This is a genomic window from Rhodovulum sp. (genome assembly GCF_011048875.1).
Classification (GTDB): domain Bacteria; phylum Pseudomonadota; class Alphaproteobacteria; order Rhodobacterales; family Rhodobacteraceae; genus Rhodovulum; species Rhodovulum tesquicola.
The window spans coordinates 1-24675 of sequence record NZ_DSDD01000107.1 but is presented as its reverse complement, the minus strand read 5'-3'; the positions used below and the strand labels follow the sequence as shown (position 1 = coordinate 24675).

Genomic DNA, 24675 nt, shown 5'->3' with positions numbered 1-24675 from the left:
GCGCGGTCAACGGGCTGATCCGGGCCATGCCTGCCGACCAACGCGACCAGGCCGGGGCGCTCGGGACGACGCTGGCGGGGTTCGGCCGGTTTCTGGACCGGCACCTGGTCGACGAGGAGGATCTGGTGGCGCCCATCCTTCTGAAACATGGCGAGGCGCTTGGCCTGTGAACCGGCCCGGGTTTGATCGGGGTCAAGGACAGCCCGCGCACCGGCTTCCTAGGGTCAGTGCGACCCAGGGGACAGATGGAGCCGGAAATGACCAACACGCCGCACGAGCTTGCCGAGGAATTCCCCGACAAGGCGGATCTGATACACGACCTCAAGGTGAAGGATGCCCATTTCGCGCGCCTCTTCGACGAGTATCATCAGATCAACGGCGCCGTGCACCGGGCCGAAACGGATATCGAGCCGACCGACGATTTTCACCTGACCGAGATGCGCAAGACGCGGATGACGCTGAAGGACGAGATCGCCCGCATCCTGCGCACCGCGGCGGCCTGAGCCGCAGACCTACCCCGTGGCGGCTTCGCCCTGCGTTTCCGCGGCGGGGCCTTCCACCTCGGCGGTGAAGGTGTCGAAGAACTGGTCGGCCAGCCGACGCGCCGTGCCGTGGATCAGCCGCGAGCCAAGCTGCGCAAGCTTGCCGCCGACCTCGGCATGGACGTCATAGATCAGTTCCGTCCCGCTGCCCTCGGCCTCTTCCAGCCGCATATCCGCGCGGCCCTTGGCAAAGCCCGCCACACCGCCCTTGCCCTCGCCGAGGATGGTATAGCTTTGCCGTTCGATCAGGTCCGAGAGCGTGACCGCGCCGCGAAAGGTCGCCTTGACCGGGCCGACCTTCTGGGTGACCACCGCCTCGAACCCGTCCTCGATGCGGCCTTCCAGTTCCTGGTATCCGGGGATGCAGGCCTTCAGCGTGTCCGGATTGGTCAGGCGCTCCCACACCGCCGCCCGGTCGGCCGCGATGACGCGGCTGCCCGTGAGTTCCATGGATTCCTCCCTGTTCTTCTCATCTTCGTTTACGGGTCGAACCGGGCAGACGTCAAAACCTATTCCGCGACTTCATAGGGCAGCAGGCCGCGCCGGTCGGGATCGACGCTGAGGCGGCGTTCCAGCGGGGGCACCGCGCGCTGGTGGCAATTGCGGCGTTCGCAGATGCGACAGGAAATGCCGATCGGCTCGAAGCCGGCGGCGTTGGTCAGGTCCAGATCGTCGGCATAGACCAGCCGGTCGGCATGCCTGATCTCGCAGCCCAGCCCGATGGCGAAACGACGCACCGGCGCCCCCCAGGCGCCGCCCGGCTTGGTCACGTCGCGCGCAAGGCTCAGATAGCGCACGCCGTCCGGGGTCTCGGCCAGTTGCCGCAGGAACCGGCCCGGCGTCTCGAAGGCGCGATAGACGTTCCACAGGGGGCAGGCCCCGCCGAAGCGCGCGAATTGCAACCGCGTCGCCGAATGGCGCTTGGTGATCGTGCCCGCCTGATCGACACGGACAAAGAAGAAGGGCAGCCCCTTGGCGCCCGGCCGTTGCAGGGTGGAGAGCCTGTGCGCCACCTGCTCGACCGAGGCGCCGAAACGGTCGGCCAGAAGTTCCAGGTCATGGCGGCTTTCCTGCGCGGCCGCGAGGAAGCGCCCATAGGGCAATAGCGCCGCGCCCGCGAAATAGTTCGCCATCCCGATCCGGGCGATATCGCGCGCCTCCGGGCTCTGGAACCGGGCCAGATCCAGCGTCGCCTCCAGCAGTTGGGATTGCGTCAGGAGGGCAAGCTGATGCAGCAACTGGAACCGCCGCGTCGGGCCGTGCAGCCGGGCCGACAGGGTCAGCGTGCGGGTGCTCTTGTCGAAGTGACGCAGGCCCGGAATATCCGCGGCCCGCAACGTGATGCCGGCCGATTCCAGCGCGTGCTCGGCGCGGCGCTTGGGATCGTCGGGGCCAGTCCCGGCGCGGGAAAACCGTTCGGCGGCGTGATCGACCGCGTCGATGTAATTGTCGCAATAGTGGAAGAAGTCCCGCACCTCTTCCCAGGGCGACGGCCGCAGCCCTGCATCCCCGCGCCCCAGCGCCTCGTCCAGCGAGGCCAGCCGCTCGTGGCTCTGGCGATAGGCCCGGTGCAGTTCCAGGAACGCCCGCGCAAGCGCCGGGGCGTTGGAGGCCACCAGCCGCAGATCCGCCAGCGGCGGCGCCAGCCCGCCAAAGACCGGATCGGCCACGGCCTCGCGCATGTCCGACACCAGCCGCTCGGCATCGCCCGACGAAAGCTCGGTGACATCGAAACCGAATTCCGAGGCCAGCGCCAGCAGCACCGTGGACGAGACGGGGCGGTTGTTGTTCTCCATCTGGTTCAGATAGGGCAGCGAGATGCCCAGCCGCGCCGCGAAATCCTTCTGGGTCAGCCCCAGCCGCGTGCGCGTCTCGCGCAGTTTCGCGCCGGCGTAAAGCTTGCGATCGGTCATCGGGGATGCCCCTGCTGTTAGCGGATTAGCAATAGACTCTTGTAGTCTTTGCAAATTCTGCGCGCAAGCCGGGCGTCACCCGCGCGGCGGCCATGGTGCGCCCGGCGGCCCCTCCAGCCGGTCGATCCGGCGGACGTAAAGCACCGCGGCAACGGCCATCAGCGAGGTCGCCAGCATGATCGCCAGCAAGGGCCAGGCTCCGCGCCCCGGCACCAGCATCGCGCCCGCGAGCGCCGACAGCCCCGCGCCGCCCCCGATCATGATCGCGCCGCCCAGCCCGCTGGCCGTGCCCGCCAGATGCGGGCGCACCGACAGCATTCCCGCGGTCGCGTTCGGCAGTGTCATGCCGTTGCCCAGCCCCACCAGCGCCATTACCCCGAAAAATGCAACCGGATGCGTCAGCCCCAGCCCGATCAGCGCCATCGAGATCAGCGGCGCCGCGCCCGCGACCAGCGTGCCGTAAAGGATCATGCCGTTGATCCCCACACGCACCGAGAGGCGCCCGGCCAGGAAGTTGCCGCCCATATAGCCCAGCGCGATGATGCCGAAATACAGGCCCAGCGCCGCCGGGCTGAGGCCGAACACCTCGGACCCGACGAAGGGCGCGCCGCCCAGATAGGCGAAGAACGCCCCCGAGGCGAAGCCCGCGGCCAGCGCATAGCCCCAGAACCGCCGCGAGCGGAACAGTTCGGGATATTCGCGGAACTGCCCCAGCAGGCTGACCTCGCGCGGGCGCGCGGTCTCGCCCAGGTCGGCCCAGGTCAGCGCCAGCACCCCAAGTCCCGCGACCAGCAGCATCGCGAAGCTTGCCTGCCAGCCGAAGACCTGGTCCAGCACCCCGCCGATGGCCGGCCCGATCATCGGCACCAGCGCCATGCCCATCGTGACATAGCCGATCATCGAGGCGGCCTGCGCGTCGTCCACCATGTCGCGCACCACCGCGCGCGACAGCACCATGCCGGTCACGATCACCGCCTGCGCCATGCGGAAGGTCAGGAACAGGCCCGCATTAGGGGCCAGGATGCAGCCAAGCGTCGCGACCAGGAACAGCATGATCGAGACCAGCAGAACCGGGCGCCGCCCGTAGCGGTCGGAAATCGGCCCGATCGCCAGTTGCAGCACCGCGTTCATGCCGAGATACAGCGCCACGGACAGTTGCATCAGCCGGTAATCCGTGCCGAAATCCGCGGCCATGTTGGGCAGCGACGGCAGGAAGATGTTCATCGACAGCGCCGACAGCCCCGCAAGCAGGACCAGCGTCAGGATATGCGGTGGGGTCGTCCGGTCGAGAAGCCGGATCTCTGGTCGTGTCGGCATGTTCTCGGCTTATGGCGTGCCGCGTGATTAGTCCATCCGGTCAAATCCGGCCTGTGGCGGCACGTCTGCGGGTCGGAGGAGGTTAGCGGATTTACAATTAGCAAGCGAACATCTTCCAAAACTTTGCAAATATTCCGAAAGGTTCTTTTATGTCGTGTCCGCCCTCGATAGGTTGCCGCAAATTTCCGCAAGGGGCCAGCGCCGATGAAAGACATCCTGAGCGAGCTTGAACGCCGCCGCGACATCGCCCGCATGGGGGGCGGAGAGAAACGCGTCGCGGCCCAGCACCAGAAGGGCAAGCTGACTGCGCGCGAGCGGATCGACCTGTTGCTGGACGAGGGCTCGTTCGAGGAATTCGACATGTTCGTGGCCCATCGCTGCACCGATTTCGGGATGGAGGAGAACCGTCCCTATGGCGATGGCGTCATCACCGGCTGGGGCACGATCAATGGCCGGCAGGTCTATGTCTTTTCGCAGGACTTCACCGTGCTGGGCGGGTCGGTCTCGGCCACCCATGCCCAGAAGATCTGCAAGATCATGGACATGGCGATGCAGAACGGCGCCCCGGTGATCGGCATCAACGACTCGGGCGGGGCGCGTATCCAGGAGGGTGTGGACAGTCTTGCGGGCTATGGCGAGGTGTTCCAGCGCAACATCGAGGCAAGCGGCGTGGTCCCCCAGATCAGCGTCATCATGGGGCCGTGCGCGGGCGGCGCGGTCTATTCCCCCGCCATGACCGATTTCATCTTCATGGTGCGGGATTCGTCCTACATGTTCGTCACCGGCCCCGACGTGGTGAAGACCGTCACCAACGAGGTGGTCACCGCTGAGGAACTGGGCGGTGCATCCACCCACACCCGGAAAAGCTCGGTCGCCGATGGCGCCTTCGAGAACGATGTCGAGGCACTTTATGAGGTGCGGCGTCTGGTCGATTTCCTGCCGCTGAGCAACCGCTCGGTCCCGCCCGTGCGCCCCTTCTTCGACGACCCCGAGCGGGTGGATCCCAGCCTCGACACCCTGATCCCCGACAACCCGAACCAGCCCTACGACATGAAGGAGCTGATCCTGAAGGTCGCGGACGAGGGCGATTTCTACGAGATCCAGGAGGATTTCGCCAAGAACATCATCACCGGCTTCATCCGTCTGGAGGGCCGCACCGTGGGCGTGGTGGCGAACCAGCCGATGGTTCTGGCGGGTGTGCTGGACATCGACTCGGCGCGCAAGGCGGCACGCTTCGTGCGGTTCTGCGACTGTTTCGAGATCCCGATCCTGACCTTCGTCGACGTGCCCGGCTTCCTGCCCGGCACCAAGCAGGAATATGACGGCGTCATCAAGCATGGCGCGAAACTGCTGTTCGCCTATGGCGAGGCGACGGTGCCGAAAGTAACCGTCATCACCCGCAAGGCTTATGGCGGGGCCTATGTGGTGATGAGTTCCAAGCATCTGCGCGGCGACATCAACTATGCCTGGCCGACCTCGGAAATCGCGGTGATGGGGGCCAAGGGCGCGACCGAGATCCTCTATCGGTCCGAACTGGGCGATGCCGACAGGATCGCCAGGCGCACGGCCGATTACGAGGACCGCTTTGCCAATCCCTTTGTGGCGGCCGAGCGGGGCTTCATCGACGAGGTGATCCAGCCCCGCTCCACCCGCCGCCGCGTCTGTCGGGCCTTCGCCGCGCTGCGCAACAAGAAGCGCCCGATGCCCTGGAAGAAGCACGACAACATCCCGCTGTGATCCCGGGTCGGGTCGGCGCATCGCGTGTCGGCCCGTGACGGAGGTGGTCCGATGCCCGAGCCTGTCCTTTCCCGAGGCCCTCGCCCGCCCGCCCGACGCGCCGGGCGCCGGGTGGCCCTTGCGCTTGCGCTTGTCCCCGGCGCCCTTGCCGCGCAAGAGGTGATCGAGGTGCCCTCGGGCCAGCCCGTCACGCTTTACGAGACCATCACCGGCGAGGCGGAAACCGGGGGGGTGGCCGTCCGCTTCCGCTTTCTCGCCCCGCAGATCGCCCGCGACGGCGGCACCATGCCGTTCGAACTGGCCGCGGGCGACATCGAGTTTCTCTGCGAGAGCTACGCCTTGCCGCGTCTGTCCGACACCGGCCCCGAGCTTGCCCAGATCGTCATCACGCTGATGGATCGCCCCGTTCCCTTCGGTCAGGCAGACCCCGAGGCCACCCAGTTCTTCGAGGCGTTCCGCCCCGAGGACGGACGTTGCGTGTGGGAGGGTTTCTGACGATGAGGCAACATCTTGCGCGCCGAGTCCCGATTTGGCGGATAGCTGCGCCTTTTGAGTCACAGGTGGCAGTTTCGCGGCGCATCCCATGTGCAAAGCGTTGTGATTGGTCTATGATTCGAGTGGGTCCCGGAATTGTGACCTTCAACGTGATCGTGGCCGACCTGGTGTCGGCCCCTGCAAGAAAATGGAGTTCTGGATGTCCAAGAGCATCAAGGCCCTTATGGCGCTGTCCCTCGTGGCCTTCGTCGCGGCCTGCGCCCAACAGGAAGAAGTCGTCTACGTCGAGCCCGAGCCCGTCGTCGGCGAGCCGAAGTACACCAAGTACTGATACGGGCGCGGGGCGGGCCCGGCCCGCCCCGACACCCCCCGCGTCGCCTGCCGCCCGGGAGGAGACGCGATGCTGAAGCACAGGGGCTTTCCCGGCCGCCTTCCGGGCACCGATTTCCAGTTCACGATTCGCAGGGCGAACAAGGACGGCGCGACGCGGCTTGTCGCCCGTGAACGCTATGCCGACCGCCGCAATTCCGACCGCCGCGCCGACGCGGCGTTCATGGCCGCGCTGTGGGAGCATTTCGGCGACGAACCCTTCGAGCGCGGCAATCTCGATGCAGGGCGGTTATCCTGGGTCTTTGGCCGCGAGGTCTTGCCTGCCGAAGATCCATTCGATCCCGAAAGCTACGACGCCCTGCTCAGAATCGATGTGGCGCGCGCCCGAATGGCCTTTCCCGACATCTTCGGCGGCGAGGGTTAGGCGTGAATTTGCTCAGGGATTCGGCCTGTCGGCGGGAATCGGCCAAAATCGACTCGCCTGTGCGTTGCTGCCTTTTCTTTTGGGCGCAAGTGAGGACTCCTGACTGTGGACGCGGTGGACTGATACCCCGTCATCCCCGCGTTTGGTACTACTGTTACCCTTCCCCAACCCCCAGGCCTGACCCTTTCAGGGTCAGGCCTGCCTCCGTTCTTCCCGTCGCCATCCACGGTTTGCTGGCCCGCAGGCGGAACGATTTCCGTTCCGTCCGCGGTCCATCCGCAGTAAACTCTAGGCGCAACAAAAATCCGAACGGAGGCAGAGTAGGGTGCGTATTCTCAAGATTCTGGTCGCGGTCGTGGCCGTTGGCTCTCTGGCGGGCTGCATGGCCAACGATACCGAGCGGGCGCTGGTCGGTGCGGTCGGCGGTGCCGTCGTGGCCGATGCGCTCGACACCAATGTCGTGGCCGGGGCGGCCGTGGGCGCCGCTGCGGGCGCGCTGTGCGACGACGCGGGTTTCTGCAGATGATCTGACCGGGCGGGCCTCCGGGTCGGCCTGCGGGAATGTTGACAGGGTCATCGGGGCTGCTGGCTCCGGTGGCCCTTTCTCGTTTATGCGCCGGGGCGGGTGCGGCCCGGTGGAATGCCGGAAAGGACGGTAATGTTCGAGAAGATCCTGATCGCCAACCGGGGGGAGATCGCCTGCCGGGTCGTCAAGACCGCCCGCAAGATGGGCATCAAGACAGTGGCCGTCTATTCCGACGCCGACCGCCATGCGCTGCATGTGCGGATGGCGGACGAGGCGATCCATATCGGGCCGCCGCCCGCGAACCAGTCCTATATCGTGATCGACAGGATCATGGAGGCGATCAAGGCCAGCGGCGCGCAGGCCGTGCACCCCGGTTACGGCTTCCTGTCCGAGAACCCGCTGTTCGCCGAGGCGCTGGAGGCCGCGGGCGTCGCCTTCATCGGCCCGCCCGCAAGCGTGATCGAGGCGATGGGCGACAAGATCACTTCCAAGAAACTGGCGGCCGAGGCCGGGGTCTCGACCGTGCCGGGCTATATGGGCCTGATCGGGGATGCCGACGAGGCGGTGAGGATCAGCTGCGAAATCGGCTATCCGGTGATGATCAAGGCCAGCGCGGGCGGCGGCGGCAAGGGCATGCGCATCGCCTGGACCGACGAGGAAACCCGCGAGGGTTTCCAGGCGTCCCGGGCCGAGGCGGCGAACGGCTTCGGCGACGACCGCATCTTCATCGAGAAATTCGTCACCCAGCCCCGCCATATCGAGATCCAGGTTCTGGCCGACAAGCACGGCAACACGCTCTATCTGGGCGAGCGGGAATGCTCGATCCAGCGCCGCAACCAGAAGGTCATCGAGGAAGCCCCCAGCCCCTTCCTTGATGCGGCGACGCGCAAGGCGATGGGCGAACAGGCCTGCGCGCTGGCGCGCGCCGTGGGCTATATCTCGGCCGGGACGGTGGAATTCATCGTCGATGGCAGCCGCAATTTCTACTTCCTGGAAATGAACACCCGGCTTCAGGTGGAGCATCCCGTCACCGAACTGATCACCGGCATCGACCTTGTGGAACAGATGATCCGCGTGGCGGCGGGCGAGAAGCTGTCCTTCGGGCAGGCCGACGTCAAGCTGAACGGCTGGGCCATGGAAAGCCGGCTTTACGCCGAAGACCCCTATCGCAACTTCCTGCCCTCGATCGGGCGGCTGACGCGCTATCGGCCCCCGGCGGAATCGGCGCATGAGGCGGCCGTGGTGCGCAACGATACCGGCGTCTGCGAGGGCGGCGAGATCAGCATGTATTACGACCCGATGATTGCCAAGCTCTGCACCTGGGCGCCGACCCGCGACCAGGCCATCGACGAGATGCGCACCGCGCTGGACGCCTTCGAGGTCGAGGGCATCGGCCACAACCTGCCGTTCCTGTCGGCGGTCATGGACCATCCGCGGTTCTGTTCGGGCGAGATCACCACGGCCTTCATTGCCGAGGAATATCCCGACGGGTTCCAGGGTATGACTCTGCCCCGCGAGGAACTGCGCCGCGTGGCCGCCGCGGCCGCGGCGATGTTCCGCGTGGCCGAGATCCGGCGCGCGCGCATCTCGGGCACGATGGACAATCACGAACGCAAGGTCGGCAGCGACTGGGTGGTGGTCGCCCAGGGCGAACGCTTTGCGCTGACCATCGACGCCGACCGCCAGGGCTCGACCGTGCGCTTTGCCGAGGGCTACGCGCATCGCGTCACCTCCGACTGGACGCCGGGCAACCCGCTGGCGGTGCTGCATATCGACGGCGCGCCGCTGGTGCTCAAGGTCGGCAAATCGCCCAACGGCTACCGCATCCGCCATCGCGGCGCCGACATGAAGGTGGCGGTCTTCACCCCCCGCCAGGCGGAGCTTGCCGCGCTGATGCCCGAGAAACTGCCGCCCGACACCTCGAAATTCCTGCTTTGCCCGATGCCGGGCCTGATCGTCTCGGTCGATGTGGAGGAGGGCCAGGAGGTGCAGGAAGGCCAGGCGCTGTGCGTGGTCGAGGCGATGAAGATGCAGAACATCCTGCGCGCCGAGCGCAAGGGCATCATCGTCAGCATCAAGGCCGGCCCCGGCGCCAGCCTTGCGGTCGACGATGTGATCATGGAGTTCGAATGACCTTCCGGGCCGCCCCTTTCCCCCCACCTTCGGGGGCGGCCCGTGGCCGGGCTCAGTCCGATGCGGTGCCGCGGCGGTCTCGAATCTCCTGCTGGCGCAGCGGCAGCTTGTCGATCGACCGGGTCAGTTCGCGCACGTCCCAGGGCGTGGGCTTGCGCAGGATCACCTTGCCGTCCTTGGCCACCAGCACCAGCGCGAAGCCGCGCGGGCGCAGGGTCTGGCGAAAGGCGCTGCGGGCGGCGGGGTCGGTGTCGGTGATCACCACCACGTCGCGGATGGCCAGTTCCTCCATCCGCGCGGTCAGCAGGTCCATCTGCTGGGCAAAGCGCGGATCGGCCTCGCTGTCGGCGAACACGACCACGGGACGGGCGATCCAGTGGAACTCGTCCGGGCTGACCTCGCGCGCGTCCAGGATCGTCATGTGGTCCGACTGCCAGCGTTCGAACGGCGTCGCCTCCTCCATCGCACCCGCGGTCAGGGCAAACGGGACGAGGGCGGCAAGTGCAAGAGATACGAGACGTTTTTTCATGAACCCTCCTGTCGCGTCCAGATATAGGCGTGCGGGAACGGAAAGCGAAGCTTGAACCTGTCCGCGGGCGGGGGAACGAGACGAAAAGGGACGATCCGATGACGGACAAGACCAGAATCTGGGCCGAGATGGCCGCCAAGGAACTGCGCGGCCGCAGCCCCGAGGATCTGACCTGGGAGACGCCCGAGGGCATCCCGGTCAAGCCGCTCTATACCGAAGAGGATATTGCGGGCCTGCCGCATATGGGCTCGGTCCCGGGCGAGGCGCCCTATACCCGCGGTCCCCGCGCCACGATGTATGCCGGCCGGCCCTGGACGATCCGGCAATATGCGGGCTTTTCCACCGCCGAGGAGAGCAACGCCTTCTACCGCAAGGCGCTGGCCGCCGGCCAACAGGGTGTCTCGGTCGCCTTCGATCTCGCGACGCATCGCGGCTATGACAGCGACCATCCCCGCGTGGTGGGCGATGTCGGCAAGGCGGGCGTGGCCATCGACAGCGTCGAGGACATGAAAATCCTGTTCGACGGCATCCCGCTGGATCAGGTCAGCGTGTCCATGACGATGAACGGCGCGGTAATCCCGGTGCTGGCCAGCTTCATCGTCGCGGGCGAGGAACAAGGGGTGGACCGCGCGCTGCTGTCGGGCACGATCCAGAACGACATCCTGAAAGAGTTCATGGTGCGCAACACCTATATCTATCCGCCCGAACCCTCGATGCGGATCGTCGCCGACATCATCGAATACACCTCGACCGACATGCCGCGGTTCAACTCGATCTCGATCTCGGGCTACCACATGCAGGAGGCCGGCGCGAACCTCGTGCAGGAACTGGCCTTCACGCTGGCCGATGGCAAGGAATATGTGAAGACGGCGCTGGCGCGGGGGCTGGATGTCGATGCCTTTGCCGGGCGGCTGTCCTTCTTCTTCGCCATTGGCACGAATTTCTTCATGGAAATCGCCAAGCTGAGGGCGGCGCGCTTCCTTTGGCACCGCATCATGTCGGAGTTCGAGCCGAAGAACCCCGGTTCGCTGATGCTGCGCACCCACTGCCAGACCTCGGGCGTGTCGTTGCAGGAGCAGGACCCCTACAACAACATCGTGCGCACGGCCTATGAGGCGATGAGCGCGGTGCTGGGGGGCACGCAATCCCTGCATACCAACAGCTTCGACGAGGCGATCGCGCTGCCCACCGAATTCTCGGCCCGGATCGCGCGCAACACCCAGTTGATCCTGCAGAACGAGACCAAGGTGACCAAGGTCGTCGATCCGCTGGCGGGCTCCTACTACGTCGAGAAGCTGACCGCCGATCTGGCCGAGGCGGCGTGGAAGCTGATCGAGGAAGTGGACGAGATGGGCGGCATGACCAAGGCGGTTGCAACCGGCATGCCCAAGCTGCGCATCGAGGAGGCCGCCGCGCGCTGGCAGGCCGCGGTCGACCGCGGCGACGAGGTGATCGTGGGCGTCAACAAGTTCCGCCTGGCCAAGGAGGATCCGATCGACATCCTCGACATCGACAACGTCAAGGTGCGTGACAGCCAGATCGCCCGGTTGGAGCAGATCCGCGCCAGCCGCGATCAGGCCGCCTGCGACGCGGCGCTGTCCGCGCTGGAGCAGGCCGCGTTCAGCGGTCAGGGCAACCTGTTGCGCCTTGCGGTCGAGGCCGCGCGGGCGCGCGCCACGGTGGGAGAGATCAGCATGGCGATGGAAAAGGCGTTCGGACGGCACCGCGCCGAGGTCAAGACGCTCTCGGGCGTCTATGGCGCGGCCTATGAGGGCGACGAGGGGTTCGCCGCGATCCAGAAGGCGGTCGAGGATTTCGCCGAGGCCGAGGGCCGGCGGCCGCGGATGCTGGTGGTCAAGATGGGCCAGGATGGCCATGACCGCGGCGCCAAGGTCATCGCCACGGCCTTTGCCGATATCGGCTTCGACGTCGATGTGGGCCCCTTGTTCCAGACCCCCGAAGAGGCCGCGCAGGACGCCATCGACAACGATGTGCACGTGATCGGCGTCTCGTCGCAGGCGGCGGGCCACAAGACGCTGGCGCCCAAGCTGATCGAGGCGCTCAAGGCGCAGGGGGCGGACGACATCATCGTGATCTGCGGCGGCGTGATCCCGCAGCAGGATTACGATTTCCTCAGGGCCGCGGGCGTCAAGGCGATCTTCGGCCCGGGCACCAACATTCCGACTGCGGCCAATGACATCCTGCGCCTGATCCGCGAGGCGCGGGCCTGACAGCACGGCCCCGGCGGCGACGACGCTGCGTCAGATGCAGGCTTGCCATTGCATCCCCGCCCCGGCGGGGATCACATGCACCGGACCCGGCCGACAGGAGTGTCCGTGACATGCTCAGCCTCGATCACCTCGCCATCTCGGCCGAGACGCCTGAGGCGGGCATGGCCGCCGTCGCGGAACGTCTGGAGGCGCGGCTTTCGCCCCGGCGACGGCTATGCCCGCACGATGGAGCACACGATCCTTCTGGTGCCGGGCGGGCAGGGCAGGGGGCTTGGCCGGGCGCTGATGGGCGCGCTGGAAACCCATGCCGCCCATGCGGGGGTGCATGCGAAGATCGCCGCTGTCAGCGCCGACAATCCCGGCGGCATCGCCTTTCACGCCGCGCTGGGCTATGCCGAGGTCGGCCGCCTGCCCCAGGTGGGGGTCAAGGCCGGGCGCTTTCTCGATCTTGTGCTGATGCAGAAGATGCTTTCGGTCGCACCTGACACTGGCCCCGCTGCGGGGTAATCTCGCCGCCATGTCGCTGTGGTCCCGCATCTCTGCCGCCGTCTCTGCGCGTGCCAAGGGGGAAAGCCTTGCCACGGTTTTCGACCGCCTGCGCACGCCGCCCGAACGGACGGTTGCCTTTACCATCGCGGTGATCGCGCTGGGCGCCAAGATGGCCAAGGCCGACGGGCAGGTGACGCGCCGCGAGGTCGCGGCCTTCCGCGAGGTCTTTACCATCCCGCCGTCGGAAGAAGGGAACGCCGCGCGCGTCTTTGACCTTGCCCGTCAGGACGTGGCCGGGTTCGAGGAATATGCCCGCCGCATCCGCCGCATGTTCCGCGGCCGCAAGGAGCCGCTTTGCGACCTGATGGAGGGGCTGTTCTTCATCGCGCTGGCCGATGGCGACTATCACCCTGCCGAGGATGCGTTCCTTGCCCGCGTCGCCGCCGCCTTCGGCCTCAGCGAGGCGCAGTTCCGCACGCTGCGCGCCCGCTTCGTGCCCGATGCCGCGCCCGATCCCTATACCGTGCTGGGCGTCGATCCCGGCGACGATCTTGAAGCCATCCGCAAGGTCTGGCGCAAGGAGGTGCGCGAGACCCATCCCGACCGGATGCATGCCCGCGGCGTGCCCGAAGAGGCGATCCACCTTGCCGAGCGGCGGCTGATCGCGGTCAACGCCGCCTGGGAACAGATCCTTCAGGACCGCGCGGCGTGAGGATCGCCACCTATAACGTCGAATGGTTCAATGCCCTGTTCGACGACCTCGGCAGTCTTCTGGACGATGACCAGCCCTCCGCCCGCACGGGCGTCACCCGTCACCAGCAGATCGAGGCGCTGGGCATCGTCTTTACCGCGCTGGACGCCGATGCGGTTCTGGTGGTCGAGGCGCCCGACGATACCGGCCGCCGCTCGACCGTCACGGCGCTTGAGAATTTCGCGCAGGTGATGGGCCTGCGCGCGCGGCGCGTGCTGATCGGCTTCACCTCCGAGAGCCAGCAGGAAATCGCGCTGCTCTACGATCCCGACCGGATCAGCGCGCATCACGATCCGCGGGGCGATCCGACCGGCAAGAAGGGCTCGGCCGAGGCACCGCGCTTTGACGGCGTGTTCCGCTGGGATCTGGACGTGGATGCCGCGGCCGAACTGATCCGCTTTTCCAAGCCGCCGCTGGAACTGGCGGTGCGAAGTGCGGCGGGTTTCGCCTTTCGGATGATCGGGGTGCATGTGAAATCCAAGGCCCCCTATGGCGCCTCGACCCCCGACAAGGTGATGCGCATCTCGATCCAGAACCGGCGCAAGCAACTTGCGCAATGCATCTGGCTGCGCCAGCGGATCGAGGCGCATCTGGCCGAGGGGGAGTCGCTGATCGTGCTGGGCGATTTCAACGATGGTCCGGGGCTGGACGAATACGAAAAGCTGTTCGGTCGGTCCGGGGTTGAGATCGTCATGGGCCTCGACGTGCCGCGCGAGATGCGGCTTTACGATCCCCATGCGCGACAGGCGCAACAGGGCCGATCCGCCGCCCAGCCCGCCACCGCCCGCTTCTACATCCATTCCGAGCGGCACTATCTCTCGGCGCTGCTGGACTATGTGATGATCTCGTCCGACCTGCGCGCGCGCCGTCCGGCCTGGCGGATCTGGCATCCGTTCGACGACCCGGACCTCTATCGCGTGCCCGAACTGCGCGAGGCGCTGCTGGCGGCCTCCGACCATTTCCCGGTCAGCCTCGACATCGAGCTTTGACCCGCCCTTGCCCGCGCCTATACTGCGCCCATGAACCGGATCGCCGCCCTGTGCCTTGGAATGCTGCTCGCGCTCGGCCCCGCTGCCGCGCAGGATGCCGAACCCTTGCCGGACGCGAAGCTGCGCGAGGGGATGGACCTGCTTGGTCAGGGCATGAGGCTGTTGTTCAAGGGGCTCGGGGACGAGCTGGAACCCGCGCTTCGCGATCTGGCCGAGACGATGCAGCCCGCGCTGCGGCGGTTGGCCGAGATCGTGGACGATTTCGACGCCTACCAGATGCCCGAGCGACTGCCCAATGGCGACATCCTGATCCGCCGCAAGCCGGACGCGCCGCCCTTGCCCCCACCCGACGATATCGAGATCTAGGCCCGGCGGACCCGCACGCCCGTCTCGACCCCAAGCGCCTTGGCCAGCGAGGCAAAGCGCGCCTCGGCCACCTCGCCGAACAGCGCCTCGGCGCGGGTGTCCAGCACCAGTTCCAGCCGCTTCTTCTTGGGGAAATGGCGCAGTTCGGCCAGCGTGTCGGGCGTGTCCGATGAAAACATCGCGCCAAAGCGCAGCGCCTTGCCCAGGACTTCGGCCTGTTGCATCTGGATCGGGTCCAGCAGGCTGAACAGCGGTTCGAACCGGCTGCCTGCGCGGCTGTTCTTGTAGCGGTGCAGCAGCGACACGCCCAGGAAGACACGCTCCCAATGCTCCAGCCCGCCCAGATTGGCCTGGGTCGCGGTGTCGAAACAGACCTCGTGGCGATAGTCGGGATGCGCGCGCCAGGCGGTGTCGTGCAGGTGGCAGGCCGCCTTGATCAGCCGCCGTTTCTCGGGTCCCGCCGCGCCGAACAGCGGCAGCACGAAATTGTAGAGCCGCTTGCCGAAGCCGGGGAAGCGGGCGGAACTCGCCTCGACGAAACGGCAGGCCTCGACCAGCGGATCGCGGGCGCGCAGCTCGGCCGGCATCTGTTCGTACAAGAGCCCCTCGCGGATGCCATAGCCCGACACGGCGATCTCGCGCGGCTTCAGACGGGCGACCAGCCGTTTGAGCACCTGCACCGCGATCGGCACCAGCGAGAGCCGCTCGATCGAGATGCCGGTGCGGGTGCGCAGCGCGTCGACCCCGGTGGTCTCGATCCAGTCGATCGTGGCGGCCAGCGATTTCCGCGTCATCCGGTATTCGTGCAGCACCGTCAGCGGATAGCCGCGCCGCTCCATGTCGAGCCGGGCGATCGCGCGCCACGACCCGCCCACCAGGAACAACCGGCTCCGCGAACAATCCATGCCGCGGGCCAGCGTCTCGACCTCCTGGGCGATGAACTGGGTCAGCCCCTTCTTGCCGCCCTTGACGTCCTGCAGTTTCAGCGGACCCAGCGGCGAGGTGCGCCGCTTGCCGACCCGGCCGCCGTCCAGTTCGGCCAGTTCGACCGACGAGCCGCCCATGTCGCAGACGATCCCCTCGGCGCCGGGCCAGCCCAGCAGCACGCCCTGTGCCGACAGCCGCGCCTCCTCGGCGCCGTCGATAACCCAGGGCCGCAGGCCGGTCTCGCGCTCGATCTGGCGGCGGAAATCGGGGCCGTCCTCGGCATCGCGCATCGCGGCCGTGGCAACCACCGTAAGAGGGGCCGCCCCCATCGCCCCACCCAGAAGGGCAAACCGCTTCAGCGCCGCCAGCGCGCGCCGACGCCCCTCGGGCGACAGCCGCCCGGTCTGGCCCAGCCCCGCGCCCAGCCCGCACATCACCTTTTCGTTGAAGAAATAGGCCGGGCTGCGGGCCGCGCCGTCGAACACGACCATCCGCACCGAGTTTGACCCGATATCCACGACCCCCACGCGAGAAAGCGCCCGCGCCTCGGGGCCGCCGAACAGGCGGCGGCCAAAGGGTTCCCATGCTTCTGGGCGGTCGTCGCCGCTGCCGTCCATCTGCTGCCTTTCGCCCCTGGCGTGCCGAGACTCTGCCAAGCCCGTCCGCCGTCGTCAATCGGCGACGTTCGCCAGCCGGGGCACATCGGCCGCCCCGGCGGTGCCGCGGCCCGACAGCGAAGGGTTTTCCATGAAGAACCTGTGGCAGTTGAACGCGTCCGGTCCCGCCTTGGCCCGCACGAAGCTGCCATCGGGCTGCATCACCCAGCTTTGCGCCTCGTCGGCCAGATTCGCCGACATGACCTGGTCCACGATCTGCGCCTTGACCGTGGGGTTGGTGCATTCGACCAGCGTTTCCACCCGGCGGTTCAGGTTGCGGCCCATCCAGTCGGCCGACGAGATATAGACCCGCGCCCCGGGCGAGGGCAGGCCATAGCCGTTGCCGAAGCAGACGATGCGGGAATGTTCCAGGAAGCGGCCGATGATCGACTTGACGCGGATATTCTCGGACAGCCCCTTGATGCCGGGCCGGATGCCGCAGATCCCGCGCACGACAAGGTCGATCTTCACCCCCGCATTGGACGCGGCATAAAGCGCGTCGATCACGTCGGGCTCGATCAGCGAGTTCATCTTGGCCCAGATCCGCGCGGGCCGCCCGGCGCGGGCATGCCCGGCCTCTTCGGCGATGCGCTGCAACAGCGTGGATTTCAGCGACAGGGGCGAGATCGACAGGTTCTCCAGCCCGTCGGGCTCGGCATAGCCGCCGATATAGTTGAACACCTTGGTCGCATCCCGTCCCAGCGCCGCGTCGCAGGTGAACAGCGACAGGTCGGTATAGATGCGCGCGGTGATCGGGTGGTAGTTGCCGGTGCCGAAATGGGTATAGGTCACCAGGTTATCGCCCTCGCGGCGGACCACGGTGCTGATCTTGGCATGGGTCTTGTAGTTGATGAAACCATAGACCACATGCGCGCCCGAGCGTTCGAGCCGCCGCGACTGGCGGATATTGGCGGCCTCGTCGAAGCGGGCCTTGAGCTCCACCAGCGCGGTGACCGACTTGCCATCCTCGGCCGCCTCGCACAGCGCCTCGACGATGGGCGACTTCTTCGACGTGCGGTAGAGCGTCTGCTTGATCGCCACCACGTTCGGGTCGCGCGCGGCCTGCTGCAGGAAGCGGACCACCATGTCGAAGGTCTCGTAGGGGTGGTGCAGCAGCATGTCCTTTTGCCGGATCGCGGCGAACATGTCGCCCTCATGGTCCTGCACCCGTTCGGGCACGCGGGGGGTGAAGCTTTTCCACAGCAGGTCCGGGCGGTCGTCGATCACCAATTCCTTGAGATCCGCCAGCCCGATCAGACCGCGCACCTCGATCGCGTCCTCCTCGGTGATGTGCAATTCGCGGATGATGACGGAGCGCAATTCCTCGGGCGCGCCCGAGGACATCTTCATGCGCACCACCTCGCCGCGGCGGCGGCGCTTCAGCGCGACCTCGAATTCGCGCACCAGATCCTCGGCCTCCTCCTCGACCTCCAGATCGCTGTCGCGCAGCACGCGGAAGGTGCAACTGCCCACCGCCCGATAGCCCGGGAACAGCAGGTGCAGATGCATCAGCAACGATTCCTCCAGCGGCAGGAAACGCGCCTGCCCCTCGCGCGCGGGCAGGCGGATGAAGCGGTCGATCTGGTGCGGGATCGGCAGCAGCGCCTGCAAGGGCTGGCCGTCCTTCTCGCGCTCCAGCTGCAAGGCCAGGCAGAAGCCGGTATTCGGGATGAAGGGGAAGGGATGCGCCGGGTCGATTGCCAGCGGCGAGAGCACGGGAAACACCTGTTGCAGGAAATGCTCGCCCAGATGCATCCGGTCGGCCTTGGTCAGCCGCGAGCGTGTCAGCAGGTGGATTTCTGCCTCTTCCATCAGTTTCTTCAGCCGGTTCCAGCTTGCCTGCTGCGCCTGCAACAGCCGCCGCGCATCGCGGTCGATCAGCACCAGCTGCTCGGCCGGCGTCAGGCCGTCATCGGCGGGCGTGGTATTGCCCTTGTTGGCCAGTTCGCGCAGGCCAGCCACGCGCACGGTGTAGAACTCGTCCAGGTTGGTGGCCGAGATCGACACGAAACGCACCCGCTCCAGCAGCGGCACGCGCGGATTGTCGGCTTCTTCCAGGACGCGCCAGTTGAAGCCCAGCCAGCTGAGTTCGCGGTTGAAGAACCGCTTTGGTCCCGTGCGCCGGGCCTCGGGGATCTCGACGGGCGCGGGGAAGGGGGCTTTGAGGAAATCGGCCTGGGTCATGCTTGTGCTTATGATTTCAGGGTGTGACGGCTGGGTGACAGTTATCGGGCCTCGGGCAGGGTCTTGTCCAGCACCGTGCGGGCCAGCCGGAGGCCCGGCCGATGCCCGGTGGCCAGCGCCTCGCGGTCGATGGCGGCGACCGTTTCTGCGGCGGCGGCGAAGGAGCGTTCCATCCGGTCCACGAGATAGCCGATCAGATCGGGTTTCACCGCCAGTTGGCGGTCGGCGAACAGCTTGACCAGCACCGCGGCCAGCAGCACGTCGTCGGGCGGGTCCAGATGCGCCGTTGCGGCGGCCTGCATCCGGCTGGCCAGATCGGGCAGCCCCAGCCCCCAGTCCCGCGCCGGGTCGCGCGCGCTGACCAGCAGCGCGCCGCCCGATGCGGCCAGCAGGTTGTGCAGGTGAAACAGCGCCGTCTCGGCCGTCCGGTCGCCACCGATCCGGTCGGCATCCTCGACCGCCACCGCACCCGTTTCGGCCAGCGCGGGCAGATCCGCCTGCGCCAGTCCGGCCGCCGGAACGACCGGGGCGCCGGTCAGTTCCGTCCAGACATGGGCGAGATGGGTCTTGCCCGATCCCTCCGGGCCGATCAGCACCAGCTTGCCGCCCGGCCAGGCGCGCCAATCCTCGATCTGCGCCACGGCGATCTCGTTCGCGGGCGCCACGAAGAAGGCCGCGCGCCCCCGTGCGGGTCGCACGGGCAGGTCGAGGATCAACTGTCGGGGCATGTCAGGCGGCGTCCTCGTCCTTTCCGGAGCCGTCGCGCGCATCTTCCAGGGCCGCAAGGCCGCGGTAGAGTGGGCTCTTCCTGTATTGCGCGATCCCGAAACGCGCCATCACCCCCAGAACCGCCGCCACCGGCACCGCGATCAGCATGCCGACAAAGCCGAAGACCGAGCCGAAGGCCGCCAGCGCAAAGATCAGCCAGACCGGGTGCAGCCCGACCGATCCGCCCACCAGCTTGGGCGTCAGCACATTGCCCTCGATCATCTGGCCCGCCACGAAGATCGCCGCCGCGCCCGCGATGAACCACCATTCGCCCCAGAACTGGAACAACGCCAGCCCGATCGCCAGCGCGCCGCCCACGATGGCGCCGACATAGGGGATGAACGAGATGATCCCCGCGATGAACCCCACGACCAGCCCGTATTTCAGCCCCAGCAGGCTCAGCGCCGCGGCGTAATAGACCCCGAGGATCAGGCAGACCGTGCCCTGGCCGCGGATGAAGCCTGCCAGCGTGCGGTCGATCTCGCCGGCCAGCCGGCGCAGCTGCGGTGCGTGGTCCAGCGGCAGCAGCCGGTCCACCTGGGCCACCATCCGGTCCCAGTCCAGCAGCAGGTAGAAGGTGATCACCGGCACCAGCACCAGCAGGACGACCACATTCACGATACTGGCCAGAGAGGCGATCACCCCGTTCAGCACCTCGCCGCCCCTCGACTGCACCGTGTCGCCGATTCCGGCCAATGTCCGGGATACGGCCGAGCCGTTGTCATTCAGCGTGGGAAAGCGCTCGACCAGGAAGGCCTGGACCTGGCGCGCGATCTCGGGCGCGGCATTGACCAGGCTGATCGCCTGCTGGATCAGCGTCGGCAGCACCAGCAGCGCCACCGCCACGAGGACCACCACCGCGCCCGTCGTGATCGCCACCGTCGCCCCCGCCCGTGACAGCCCCAGCCGTTCCAGCCGGTCGGCCACGGGATCGAGGAAATAGGCCACCGCCATGCCGATCACGAAGGGGGTGATCACATTGCCGAGAAACCACAAAAGCACCAGGAAGACCGTCGCTGCGATCCCCCAATAGGTCACCTGTTCGCGTACCGGCAATGCCATCCGCCCCTCCCGATCCTGCGCCCTTTCCCGATGCCCCGGGTGCCTCCGGCGAGACGCGCGGCGCTTGTCTGGCCCTGCGCGATGACATAAGGGGTCGGAGACGCGAATTCACGAGGAAAAGGTCGAAAATGCGCCTGTCCCGCTACTTCCTGCCGGTCCTGAAGGAGACGCCTTCCGAGGCGCAGATCGCCAGCCACCGCCTGATGCTGCGCGCGGGCATGATCAAGCAGGCATCCGCGGGCATCTATTCGTGGCTTCCCATGGGCTTCAAGGTGCTGAAACGGATCGAGCAGATCGTCCACGAGGAACAGATCCGCGCGGGCCATATCCCGATGCTGATGCCGACCCTGCAATCGGCCGATCTGTGGCGCGAGTCGGGCCGCTACGACGATTACGGCGAGGAGATGCTGCGCATCAAGGACCGCCATGGCCGCGACATGCTTTACGGGCCGACCAACGAGGAACTCATCACCGATATCTTCCGCGCCCATGTCGGCAGCTACAAGGACCTGCCGCTGACGCTCTACCATATCCAGTGGAAGTTCCGCGACGAGATCCGCCCCCGTTTCGGCGTGATGCGGGGCCGCGAATTCTACATGAAGGACGGCTACAATTTCGACATCGACCACGATGCGGCCATCCACGCCTACAACCGCCACATGGTCAGCTACCTGCGCACCTACGAACGGATGGGGTTGAAGGCGATCCCGATGCGCGCCGATAGCGGCCCCATCGGCGGCGAGGACACCCACGAATTCCTGGTCCTCGCCGATACCGGCGAGTCCGAGGTGTTCTATGACAGCGCGATCCTCGACCTGACGCTGGGTGACCGGGCCGTGAACTACGACGACCGCGCGGAATGCGCGGCCATCGTGCGCGAATGGACCACGCCCTATGCCCGCACCGACGAAACCCATGACGCGGCGATCTATGACCAGATCCCCGAGGCGCGGCGCAAATCCTCGCGCGGCATCGAGGTCGGCCAGATCTTCTATTTCGGCACCAAGTATTCCGAACCCATGGGCGCCGTTGTCACCAATGACAAGGGCGAGCGCGTGCCTGTCCACATGGGCAGCCACGGCATCGGCGTCTCGCGTCTGGTCGGCGCGCTGATCGAGGCGAACCACGACGAGAACGGCATCATCTGGCCCGAGGGCGTGACCCCCTTCCATTGCGGCATCGTCAACCTGAAACAGGGCGATGCCGAGGTCGACGCCGCCTGCGCCGGACTTTACAAGGCGCTGGCCGAAAAGGGGCTGGAGCCGCTCTATGACGACCGCGAGGAACGCGCGGGCGCGAAATTCGCCACGATGGACCTGATCGGCCTGCCCTGGCGGATCACCGTCGGGCCGCGGGGCCTGAAATCGGGCGTGGTCGAACTGACCTGCCGGCGCACCGGCACCAGCGAGGAGATGTCCCCCGAGGCGGCCGTGGCCCGGGTGGCCGAGATCTACGCCCCCCACACCGCCCCCCATTGGGAGCCGATGGCGAAATCCAGTTTCCACACTTGGCTGTAGCGCGTCGCATCCGGCGGCCATCCGCCGCCGGGGGCCGTGCGATTTGGCGCAGGATCGTGCGGCCAGTGCGGCGGACGCGCTCAGTCGTGGGTGCAGCCGTCGTGATCCTCATGCGGTTCGGCCGGGGCAAGGCGACCCTCGACAAAGGCGCGCGCGGCCTCGGCCGGGTCGGGTTCGGCGGTGGCGATGGCGGTGATGCCGCGCGCCGCCATCCGGTCCTGGAAGCGCGGCCCGATACTGCCTGCTATGATCACCGAAACCTCGTATAGCGGATGCGGACCGTCGCCGTGGAAATCATGCAGCGCCATGCCGCGGGGCAGGTCCAGTCGGTCGATCTCTTGCGCCGGTTCGTTCGGCGTGGCCTCGAAGATGATGAAACGGCGGGTGCGGCCGACATGGGGGGTCACGGTTCGGAAATTCTGACTTGCGACGGCAATGCGCATTTCGGCATCCTCGGAATGGTCGTGAACGGCAGGGGTAGGAAAAGGCCGAGTCGCTGCCTCGACTGGCCGCTTTCCCCGAGGCACATGAATGACGGCGCAGTGTCGGTGACTTGATCACCGATTCCGATATCGCGAGGCGGCGTGGGGATCGGTTGGCAAGAGGATCGCGCACTCTGCCTTGCCGCTTGACGCCATCGGCCCGCGCGGCCACTGTCCGCCCGCGCAACCGACAGGATACCCCCCTTGGCCAACGGCACCGCCCCCTTCGCCCCCTTCGAATGGATGATCGCGTGGCGCTACCTGCGCGCGCGGCGCGCCGAGGGCGGCGTGTCCGTGATGACCTGGATCAGCCTGATCGGCATCACGCTGGCCGTCTTTGCGCTGATCGCCACGCTGGCCGTCCGTGCGGGGTTCCGGGCCGAATTCGTCGATACGATCCTTGGCGCGAATGCCCATGTCACCGTCTATTCCTCGACCCGCGTGGACGAGCAGGGCGTGGCCAGCCGCACCATCCCCGATTACGCGGCGATGGCCGAACGGCTGCGCGCGGTGCCGGGTGTGACCCGCGTGGCGCCGCTGGTCCGCGGGCAGGTGATGGCGGCCTCCGGGTCGGGCAATTCCGGGGTCGAGGTCTATGGCATCGCGCCCGAAGACCTGGCCACGATCCCGCGCATCGCTGATCCCGAAACCGCGCTGGGCGACATCGCGCGCTTCCCCGAGGGCATCGCCATCGGCACGGGCGTCGCGCGCGAACTGGGCGTGGGCGTGGGCGACCGGATCCGGCTGATCTCGCCCGAGGGGGTCAAGACCCCCTTCGGCACCAGCCCCCGCGTGAATGCCTATGAAATCGTCTATGTCTTCTCGGCGGGCCGCTACGACATCGACCGCACCCGCGTCTACATGCCCTTTGCCGAGGCGCAGGGCTATTTCAACCGCGAGGGCGTGGCCGACGAACTGGAAGTCATGGTCACCGATCCCGAACGGATCGACGAACTGACCCTGCCCTTGCTGCGTGCAGGGGGCGAGCGGGTTCTGCTCTGGACCTGGCGCGACGCCTCGGGGGCGTTCCTGCGCGCGCTCGACATCGAGGACAACGTGATGTTCATTATCCTGTCGATCCTCGTGCTGATCGCGGCGATGAACATCGTTTCGGGGCTGATCATGCTGGTCAAGAACAAGGGGCGCGACATCGGCATCCTGCGCACCATGGGCCTGACCGAAGGGGCGGTGCTGCGCGTCTTCTTCATCTGCGGCGCCTTCGTCGGGCTGATCGGCACCTTCTTCGGCGTGATCCTGGGCTGCCTGTTCGCGATCTGGATCGACCCGATCTTCTCGGCGGTGAACTATGTCGCGGGGGGCGGGGTCTGGGACCCCTCGATCCGCGGAATCTACGAACTGCCCGCCAAGCTTCGGGCGCGGGATGTGCTGTCCGCCGTGATCCTGTCGCTGGGCCTGTCCTTCGTCGTCACGATCTTCCCCGCCCGCCGCGCGGCGCGCATGAACCCGGTGGAGGCGCTGCGCTATGAGTGATCCGGCGCTGGCGCTTGATGGCGTCGAGAAAAGCTACAATCCCGGCACCCCCGGCGAGGTGCGGGTGCTGTCCGGGGCCTCGCTTGCCGTCGCGCCGGGCGAGGTGGTGGCGCTTGTCGCCCCTTCGGGCGCGGGCAAGTCCACCTTGCTGCATATCGCGGGGCTTCTGGACACGCCCGATGCGGGCGCGGTCCGGATCGCCGGGCAGGACATGGCGCGCGCCTCGGACCGCAAGCGCACCGCCGCGCGGCGTGCCGATATCGGCTTCGTCTACCAGTTCCACCACCTGCTGCCCGAATTCACCGCGGCCGAAAACGTGGTGCTGCCCCAGCTTGCCGCTGGCCGCCCCCGCGCCGAGGCCGAGGCCCGGGCGCAGGAGCTTCTTGACCGGATGGGGGTGGGCGCGCGCGCCGATCACCGCCCCGCGGCGCTGTCGGGGGGCGAACAGCAGCGCGTCGCGGTCTGCCGGGCGCTGGCCAACCGACCACGGCTGTTGCTGGCCGACGAGCCCACGGGAAATCTCGACCCCGCCACCTCGGACCGGGTCTTTGCCGCGCTGATGGACCTGGTGCGCGGCACCGGGCTTGCCGCGCTCATCGCGACCCACAACCTTGAACTTGCCGCGCGCATGGACCGCGTGCTGCATCTACAGGAGGGGCGGCTGGTCTGAACCGCCGCGCGCGGTCAGAGCAGCGGCAGCCCGTTACCGTCAAGGAAATGGGCCACCGCCGCACATAACGCCTCGGACCGGCCCGGTTCCTGCGCCCCCTGCGCGAAGCTGTCGGCCAGTTCGACCCCGATGAAGAAGGGCAGAAG

23 protein-coding genes and 1 pseudogene are annotated in these 24675 nt (G+C 67.1%); 15 read left to right on the top strand and 9 right to left on the bottom strand.

Annotated elements, in window-relative coordinates:
* Positions 1–257: 257 nt before the first annotated feature.
* Entirely contained in the window at positions 258–503 is a 246-nt protein-coding gene (locus tag ENN83_RS03720) for a YdcH family protein (RefSeq protein WP_287184242.1), read from the top strand.
* 9 nt (positions 504–512) lie between these two features.
* On the opposite strand, the gene ENN83_RS03715 is transcribed toward ENN83_RS03720, so the two are convergent.
* The 3 genes from ENN83_RS03715 to ENN83_RS03705 all read right to left on the bottom strand — a co-directional run bounded on the left by ENN83_RS03715 (position 513) and on the right by ENN83_RS03705 (position 3772).
* The gene (locus tag ENN83_RS03715) at positions 513–992 is read right to left on the bottom strand and encodes a CoxG family protein (RefSeq protein WP_287184241.1); all 480 of its coding nucleotides are present in this window, start codon (positions 990–992) and stop codon (positions 513–515) included.
* Between the two features lie 59 nt (positions 993–1051).
* Positions 1052–2455 carry a helix-turn-helix domain-containing protein gene (locus tag ENN83_RS03710; protein WP_287184239.1) on the bottom strand — a complete coding sequence of 468 codons (1404 nt, stop codon included), beginning with the start codon at positions 2453–2455 and terminating at the stop codon, positions 1052–1054.
* A 75-nt stretch (positions 2456–2530) separates the two neighbouring features.
* On the bottom strand, positions 2531–3772 hold the full coding sequence (locus ENN83_RS03705) for a multidrug effflux MFS transporter (protein WP_287184237.1): 1242 nt from the start codon (positions 3770–3772) through the stop codon (positions 2531–2533).
* 204 nt (positions 3773–3976) lie between these two features.
* Between ENN83_RS03705 and ENN83_RS03700 the strand changes: the two genes are divergently transcribed.
* From ENN83_RS03700 to ENN83_RS03675, 6 genes are all read left to right on the top strand, one after another.
* Positions 3977–5509, top strand: coding sequence for an acyl-CoA carboxylase subunit beta (locus ENN83_RS03700; protein WP_287184236.1), 1533 nt, complete (start codon positions 3977–3979; stop codon positions 5507–5509).
* Between the two features lie 51 nt (positions 5510–5560).
* On the top strand, positions 5561–6004 hold the full coding sequence (locus ENN83_RS03695; RefSeq protein ID WP_287184235.1) for a DUF6497 family protein: 444 nt from the start codon (positions 5561–5563) through the stop codon (positions 6002–6004).
* Between the two features lie 199 nt (positions 6005–6203).
* Entirely contained in the window at positions 6204–6335 is a 132-nt protein-coding gene (locus tag ENN83_RS03690; protein ID WP_279388172.1) for a hypothetical protein, read from the top strand.
* Between the two features lie 69 nt (positions 6336–6404).
* A complete protein-coding gene (locus ENN83_RS03685; protein WP_287184231.1) occupies positions 6405–6758 on the top strand; it encodes a hypothetical protein in 354 nt (117 codons plus the stop codon).
* A 325-nt stretch (positions 6759–7083) separates the two neighbouring features.
* On the top strand, positions 7084–7284 hold the full coding sequence (locus ENN83_RS03680) for a hypothetical protein (protein ID WP_287184230.1): 201 nt from the start codon (positions 7084–7086) through the stop codon (positions 7282–7284).
* A gap of 132 nt (positions 7285–7416) precedes the next feature.
* Positions 7417–9417, top strand: coding sequence for an acetyl-CoA carboxylase biotin carboxylase subunit (locus tag ENN83_RS03675; protein ID WP_287184228.1), 2001 nt, complete (start codon positions 7417–7419; stop codon positions 9415–9417).
* A 52-nt stretch (positions 9418–9469) separates the two neighbouring features.
* Here ENN83_RS03675 and ENN83_RS03670 read toward each other — a convergent pair whose 3' ends face one another.
* Complete coding sequence (locus ENN83_RS03670) at positions 9470–9946, bottom strand: DUF4174 domain-containing protein (protein WP_287184227.1); 477 nt, start codon at positions 9944–9946, stop codon at positions 9470–9472.
* A gap of 98 nt (positions 9947–10044) precedes the next feature.
* Between ENN83_RS03670 and scpA the strand changes: the two genes are divergently transcribed.
* From scpA to ENN83_RS03645, 5 genes and pseudogenes are all read left to right on the top strand, one after another.
* Complete coding sequence (scpA, locus tag ENN83_RS03665) at positions 10045–12177, top strand: methylmalonyl-CoA mutase (RefSeq protein WP_287184225.1); 2133 nt, start codon at positions 10045–10047, stop codon at positions 12175–12177.
* A 195-nt stretch (positions 12178–12372) separates the two neighbouring features.
* Positions 12373–12684 (top strand): annotated as a pseudogene (locus ENN83_RS03660) (GNAT family N-acetyltransferase); the annotation flags it as partial.
* 10 nt (positions 12685–12694) lie between these two features.
* Positions 12695–13378, top strand: coding sequence for a molecular chaperone DjiA (locus tag ENN83_RS03655; RefSeq protein WP_287184224.1), 684 nt, complete (start codon positions 12695–12697; stop codon positions 13376–13378).
* Positions 13375–14406, top strand: a complete 1032-nt coding sequence (locus ENN83_RS03650) for an endonuclease/exonuclease/phosphatase family protein (protein ID WP_287184222.1) — start codon at positions 13375–13377, stop codon at positions 14404–14406. The genes ENN83_RS03655 and ENN83_RS03650 overlap by 4 nt, the downstream gene beginning before the upstream one ends.
* Positions 14407–14436: 30 nt before the next feature.
* Positions 14437–14772 carry an AAA+ family ATPase gene (locus ENN83_RS03645; RefSeq protein ID WP_287184220.1) on the top strand — a complete coding sequence of 112 codons (336 nt, stop codon included), beginning with the start codon at positions 14437–14439 and terminating at the stop codon, positions 14770–14772.
* Here ENN83_RS03645 and ENN83_RS03640 read toward each other — a convergent pair.
* Genes ENN83_RS03640 through ENN83_RS03625 form a run of 4 tightly spaced genes read right to left on the bottom strand, consistent with a single transcriptional unit; the run spans position 14769 to position 20369 of the window.
* A complete protein-coding gene (locus ENN83_RS03640; protein ID WP_287184218.1) occupies positions 14769–16316 on the bottom strand; it encodes a Ppx/GppA family phosphatase in 1548 nt (515 codons plus the stop codon). The two genes, ENN83_RS03645 and ENN83_RS03640, sit on opposite strands and share 4 nt — an antisense overlap.
* Before the next feature lie 54 nt (positions 16317–16370).
* Complete coding sequence (locus ENN83_RS03635; RefSeq protein WP_287184217.1) at positions 16371–18539, bottom strand: RNA degradosome polyphosphate kinase; 2169 nt, start codon at positions 18537–18539, stop codon at positions 16371–16373.
* A 41-nt stretch (positions 18540–18580) separates the two neighbouring features.
* The gene (locus ENN83_RS03630; RefSeq protein WP_287184215.1) at positions 18581–19267 is read right to left on the bottom strand and encodes a chromosomal replication initiator DnaA; all 687 of its coding nucleotides are present in this window, start codon (positions 19265–19267) and stop codon (positions 18581–18583) included.
* Position 19268: 1 nt separating this feature from the next.
* A complete protein-coding gene (locus tag ENN83_RS03625) occupies positions 19269–20369 on the bottom strand; it encodes an AI-2E family transporter (RefSeq protein ID WP_287184213.1) in 1101 nt (366 codons plus the stop codon).
* A gap of 128 nt (positions 20370–20497) precedes the next feature.
* Between ENN83_RS03625 and proS the strand changes: the two genes are divergently transcribed.
* A complete protein-coding gene (gene proS / locus ENN83_RS03620; protein WP_287184212.1) occupies positions 20498–21886 on the top strand; it encodes a proline--tRNA ligase in 1389 nt (462 codons plus the stop codon).
* A gap of 80 nt (positions 21887–21966) precedes the next feature.
* Here the strand turns inward: proS and ENN83_RS03615 are convergent, their stop codons facing one another.
* Entirely contained in the window at positions 21967–22293 is a 327-nt protein-coding gene (locus ENN83_RS03615) for a NifB/NifX family molybdenum-iron cluster-binding protein (RefSeq protein WP_287184210.1), read from the bottom strand.
* 318 nt (positions 22294–22611) lie between these two features.
* Here ENN83_RS03615 and ENN83_RS03610 point away from each other — a divergent pair, with 318 nt between their 5' ends.
* Positions 22612–23859, top strand: coding sequence for a lipoprotein-releasing ABC transporter permease subunit (locus tag ENN83_RS03610; protein WP_287184244.1), 1248 nt, complete (start codon positions 22612–22614; stop codon positions 23857–23859).
* Complete coding sequence (locus tag ENN83_RS03605; protein ID WP_287184208.1) at positions 23852–24529, top strand: ABC transporter ATP-binding protein; 678 nt, start codon at positions 23852–23854, stop codon at positions 24527–24529. The genes ENN83_RS03610 and ENN83_RS03605 overlap by 8 nt, the downstream gene beginning before the upstream one ends.
* Positions 24530–24675: the final 146 nt, after the last annotated feature.

Bases quoted from the DNA above. Each gene is read 5' to 3' on its own strand.
- ENN83_RS03720 (WP_287184242.1), top strand. From the start codon at position 258: ATGACCAACACGCCGCACGAGCTTGCCGAGGAATTCCCCGACAAGGCG.
- ENN83_RS03610 (WP_287184244.1), top strand. From the start codon at position 22,612: ATGATCGCGTGGCGCTACCTGCGCGCGCGGCGCGCCGAGGGCGGCGTG.
- ENN83_RS03655 (WP_287184224.1), top strand. From the start codon at position 12,695: ATGTCGCTGTGGTCCCGCATCTCTGCCGCCGTCTCTGCGCGTGCCAAG.
- ENN83_RS03690 (WP_279388172.1), top strand. From the start codon at position 6,204: ATGTCCAAGAGCATCAAGGCCCTTATGGCGCTGTCCCTCGTGGCCTTC.
- ENN83_RS03645 (WP_287184220.1), top strand. From the start codon at position 14,437: ATGAACCGGATCGCCGCCCTGTGCCTTGGAATGCTGCTCGCGCTCGGC.
- ENN83_RS03605 (WP_287184208.1), top strand. From the start codon at position 23,852: ATGAGTGATCCGGCGCTGGCGCTTGATGGCGTCGAGAAAAGCTACAAT.
- ENN83_RS03695 (WP_287184235.1), top strand. From the start codon at position 5,561: ATGCCCGAGCCTGTCCTTTCCCGAGGCCCTCGCCCGCCCGCCCGACGC.
- ENN83_RS03675 (WP_287184228.1), top strand. From the start codon at position 7,417: ATGTTCGAGAAGATCCTGATCGCCAACCGGGGGGAGATCGCCTGCCGG.
- scpA (WP_287184225.1), top strand. From the start codon at position 10,045: ATGACGGACAAGACCAGAATCTGGGCCGAGATGGCCGCCAAGGAACTG.
- ENN83_RS03670 (WP_287184227.1), bottom strand. From the start codon at position 9,946: ATGAAAAAACGTCTCGTATCTCTTGCACTTGCCGCCCTCGTCCCGTTT.
- ENN83_RS03635 (WP_287184217.1), bottom strand. From the start codon at position 18,539: ATGACCCAGGCCGATTTCCTCAAAGCCCCCTTCCCCGCGCCCGTCGAG.
- ENN83_RS03705 (WP_287184237.1), bottom strand. From the start codon at position 3,772: ATGCCGACACGACCAGAGATCCGGCTTCTCGACCGGACGACCCCACCG.
- ENN83_RS03700 (WP_287184236.1), top strand. From the start codon at position 3,977: ATGAAAGACATCCTGAGCGAGCTTGAACGCCGCCGCGACATCGCCCGC.
- ENN83_RS03710 (WP_287184239.1), bottom strand. From the start codon at position 2,455: ATGACCGATCGCAAGCTTTACGCCGGCGCGAAACTGCGCGAGACGCGC.
- ENN83_RS03625 (WP_287184213.1), bottom strand. From the start codon at position 20,369: ATGGCATTGCCGGTACGCGAACAGGTGACCTATTGGGGGATCGCAGCG.
- ENN83_RS03640 (WP_287184218.1), bottom strand. From the start codon at position 16,316: ATGGACGGCAGCGGCGACGACCGCCCAGAAGCATGGGAACCCTTTGGC.
- ENN83_RS03715 (WP_287184241.1), bottom strand. From the start codon at position 992: ATGGAACTCACGGGCAGCCGCGTCATCGCGGCCGACCGGGCGGCGGTG.
- ENN83_RS03630 (WP_287184215.1), bottom strand. From the start codon at position 19,267: ATGCCCCGACAGTTGATCCTCGACCTGCCCGTGCGACCCGCACGGGGG.
- proS (WP_287184212.1), top strand. From the start codon at position 20,498: ATGCGCCTGTCCCGCTACTTCCTGCCGGTCCTGAAGGAGACGCCTTCC.
- ENN83_RS03685 (WP_287184231.1), top strand. From the start codon at position 6,405: ATGCTGAAGCACAGGGGCTTTCCCGGCCGCCTTCCGGGCACCGATTTC.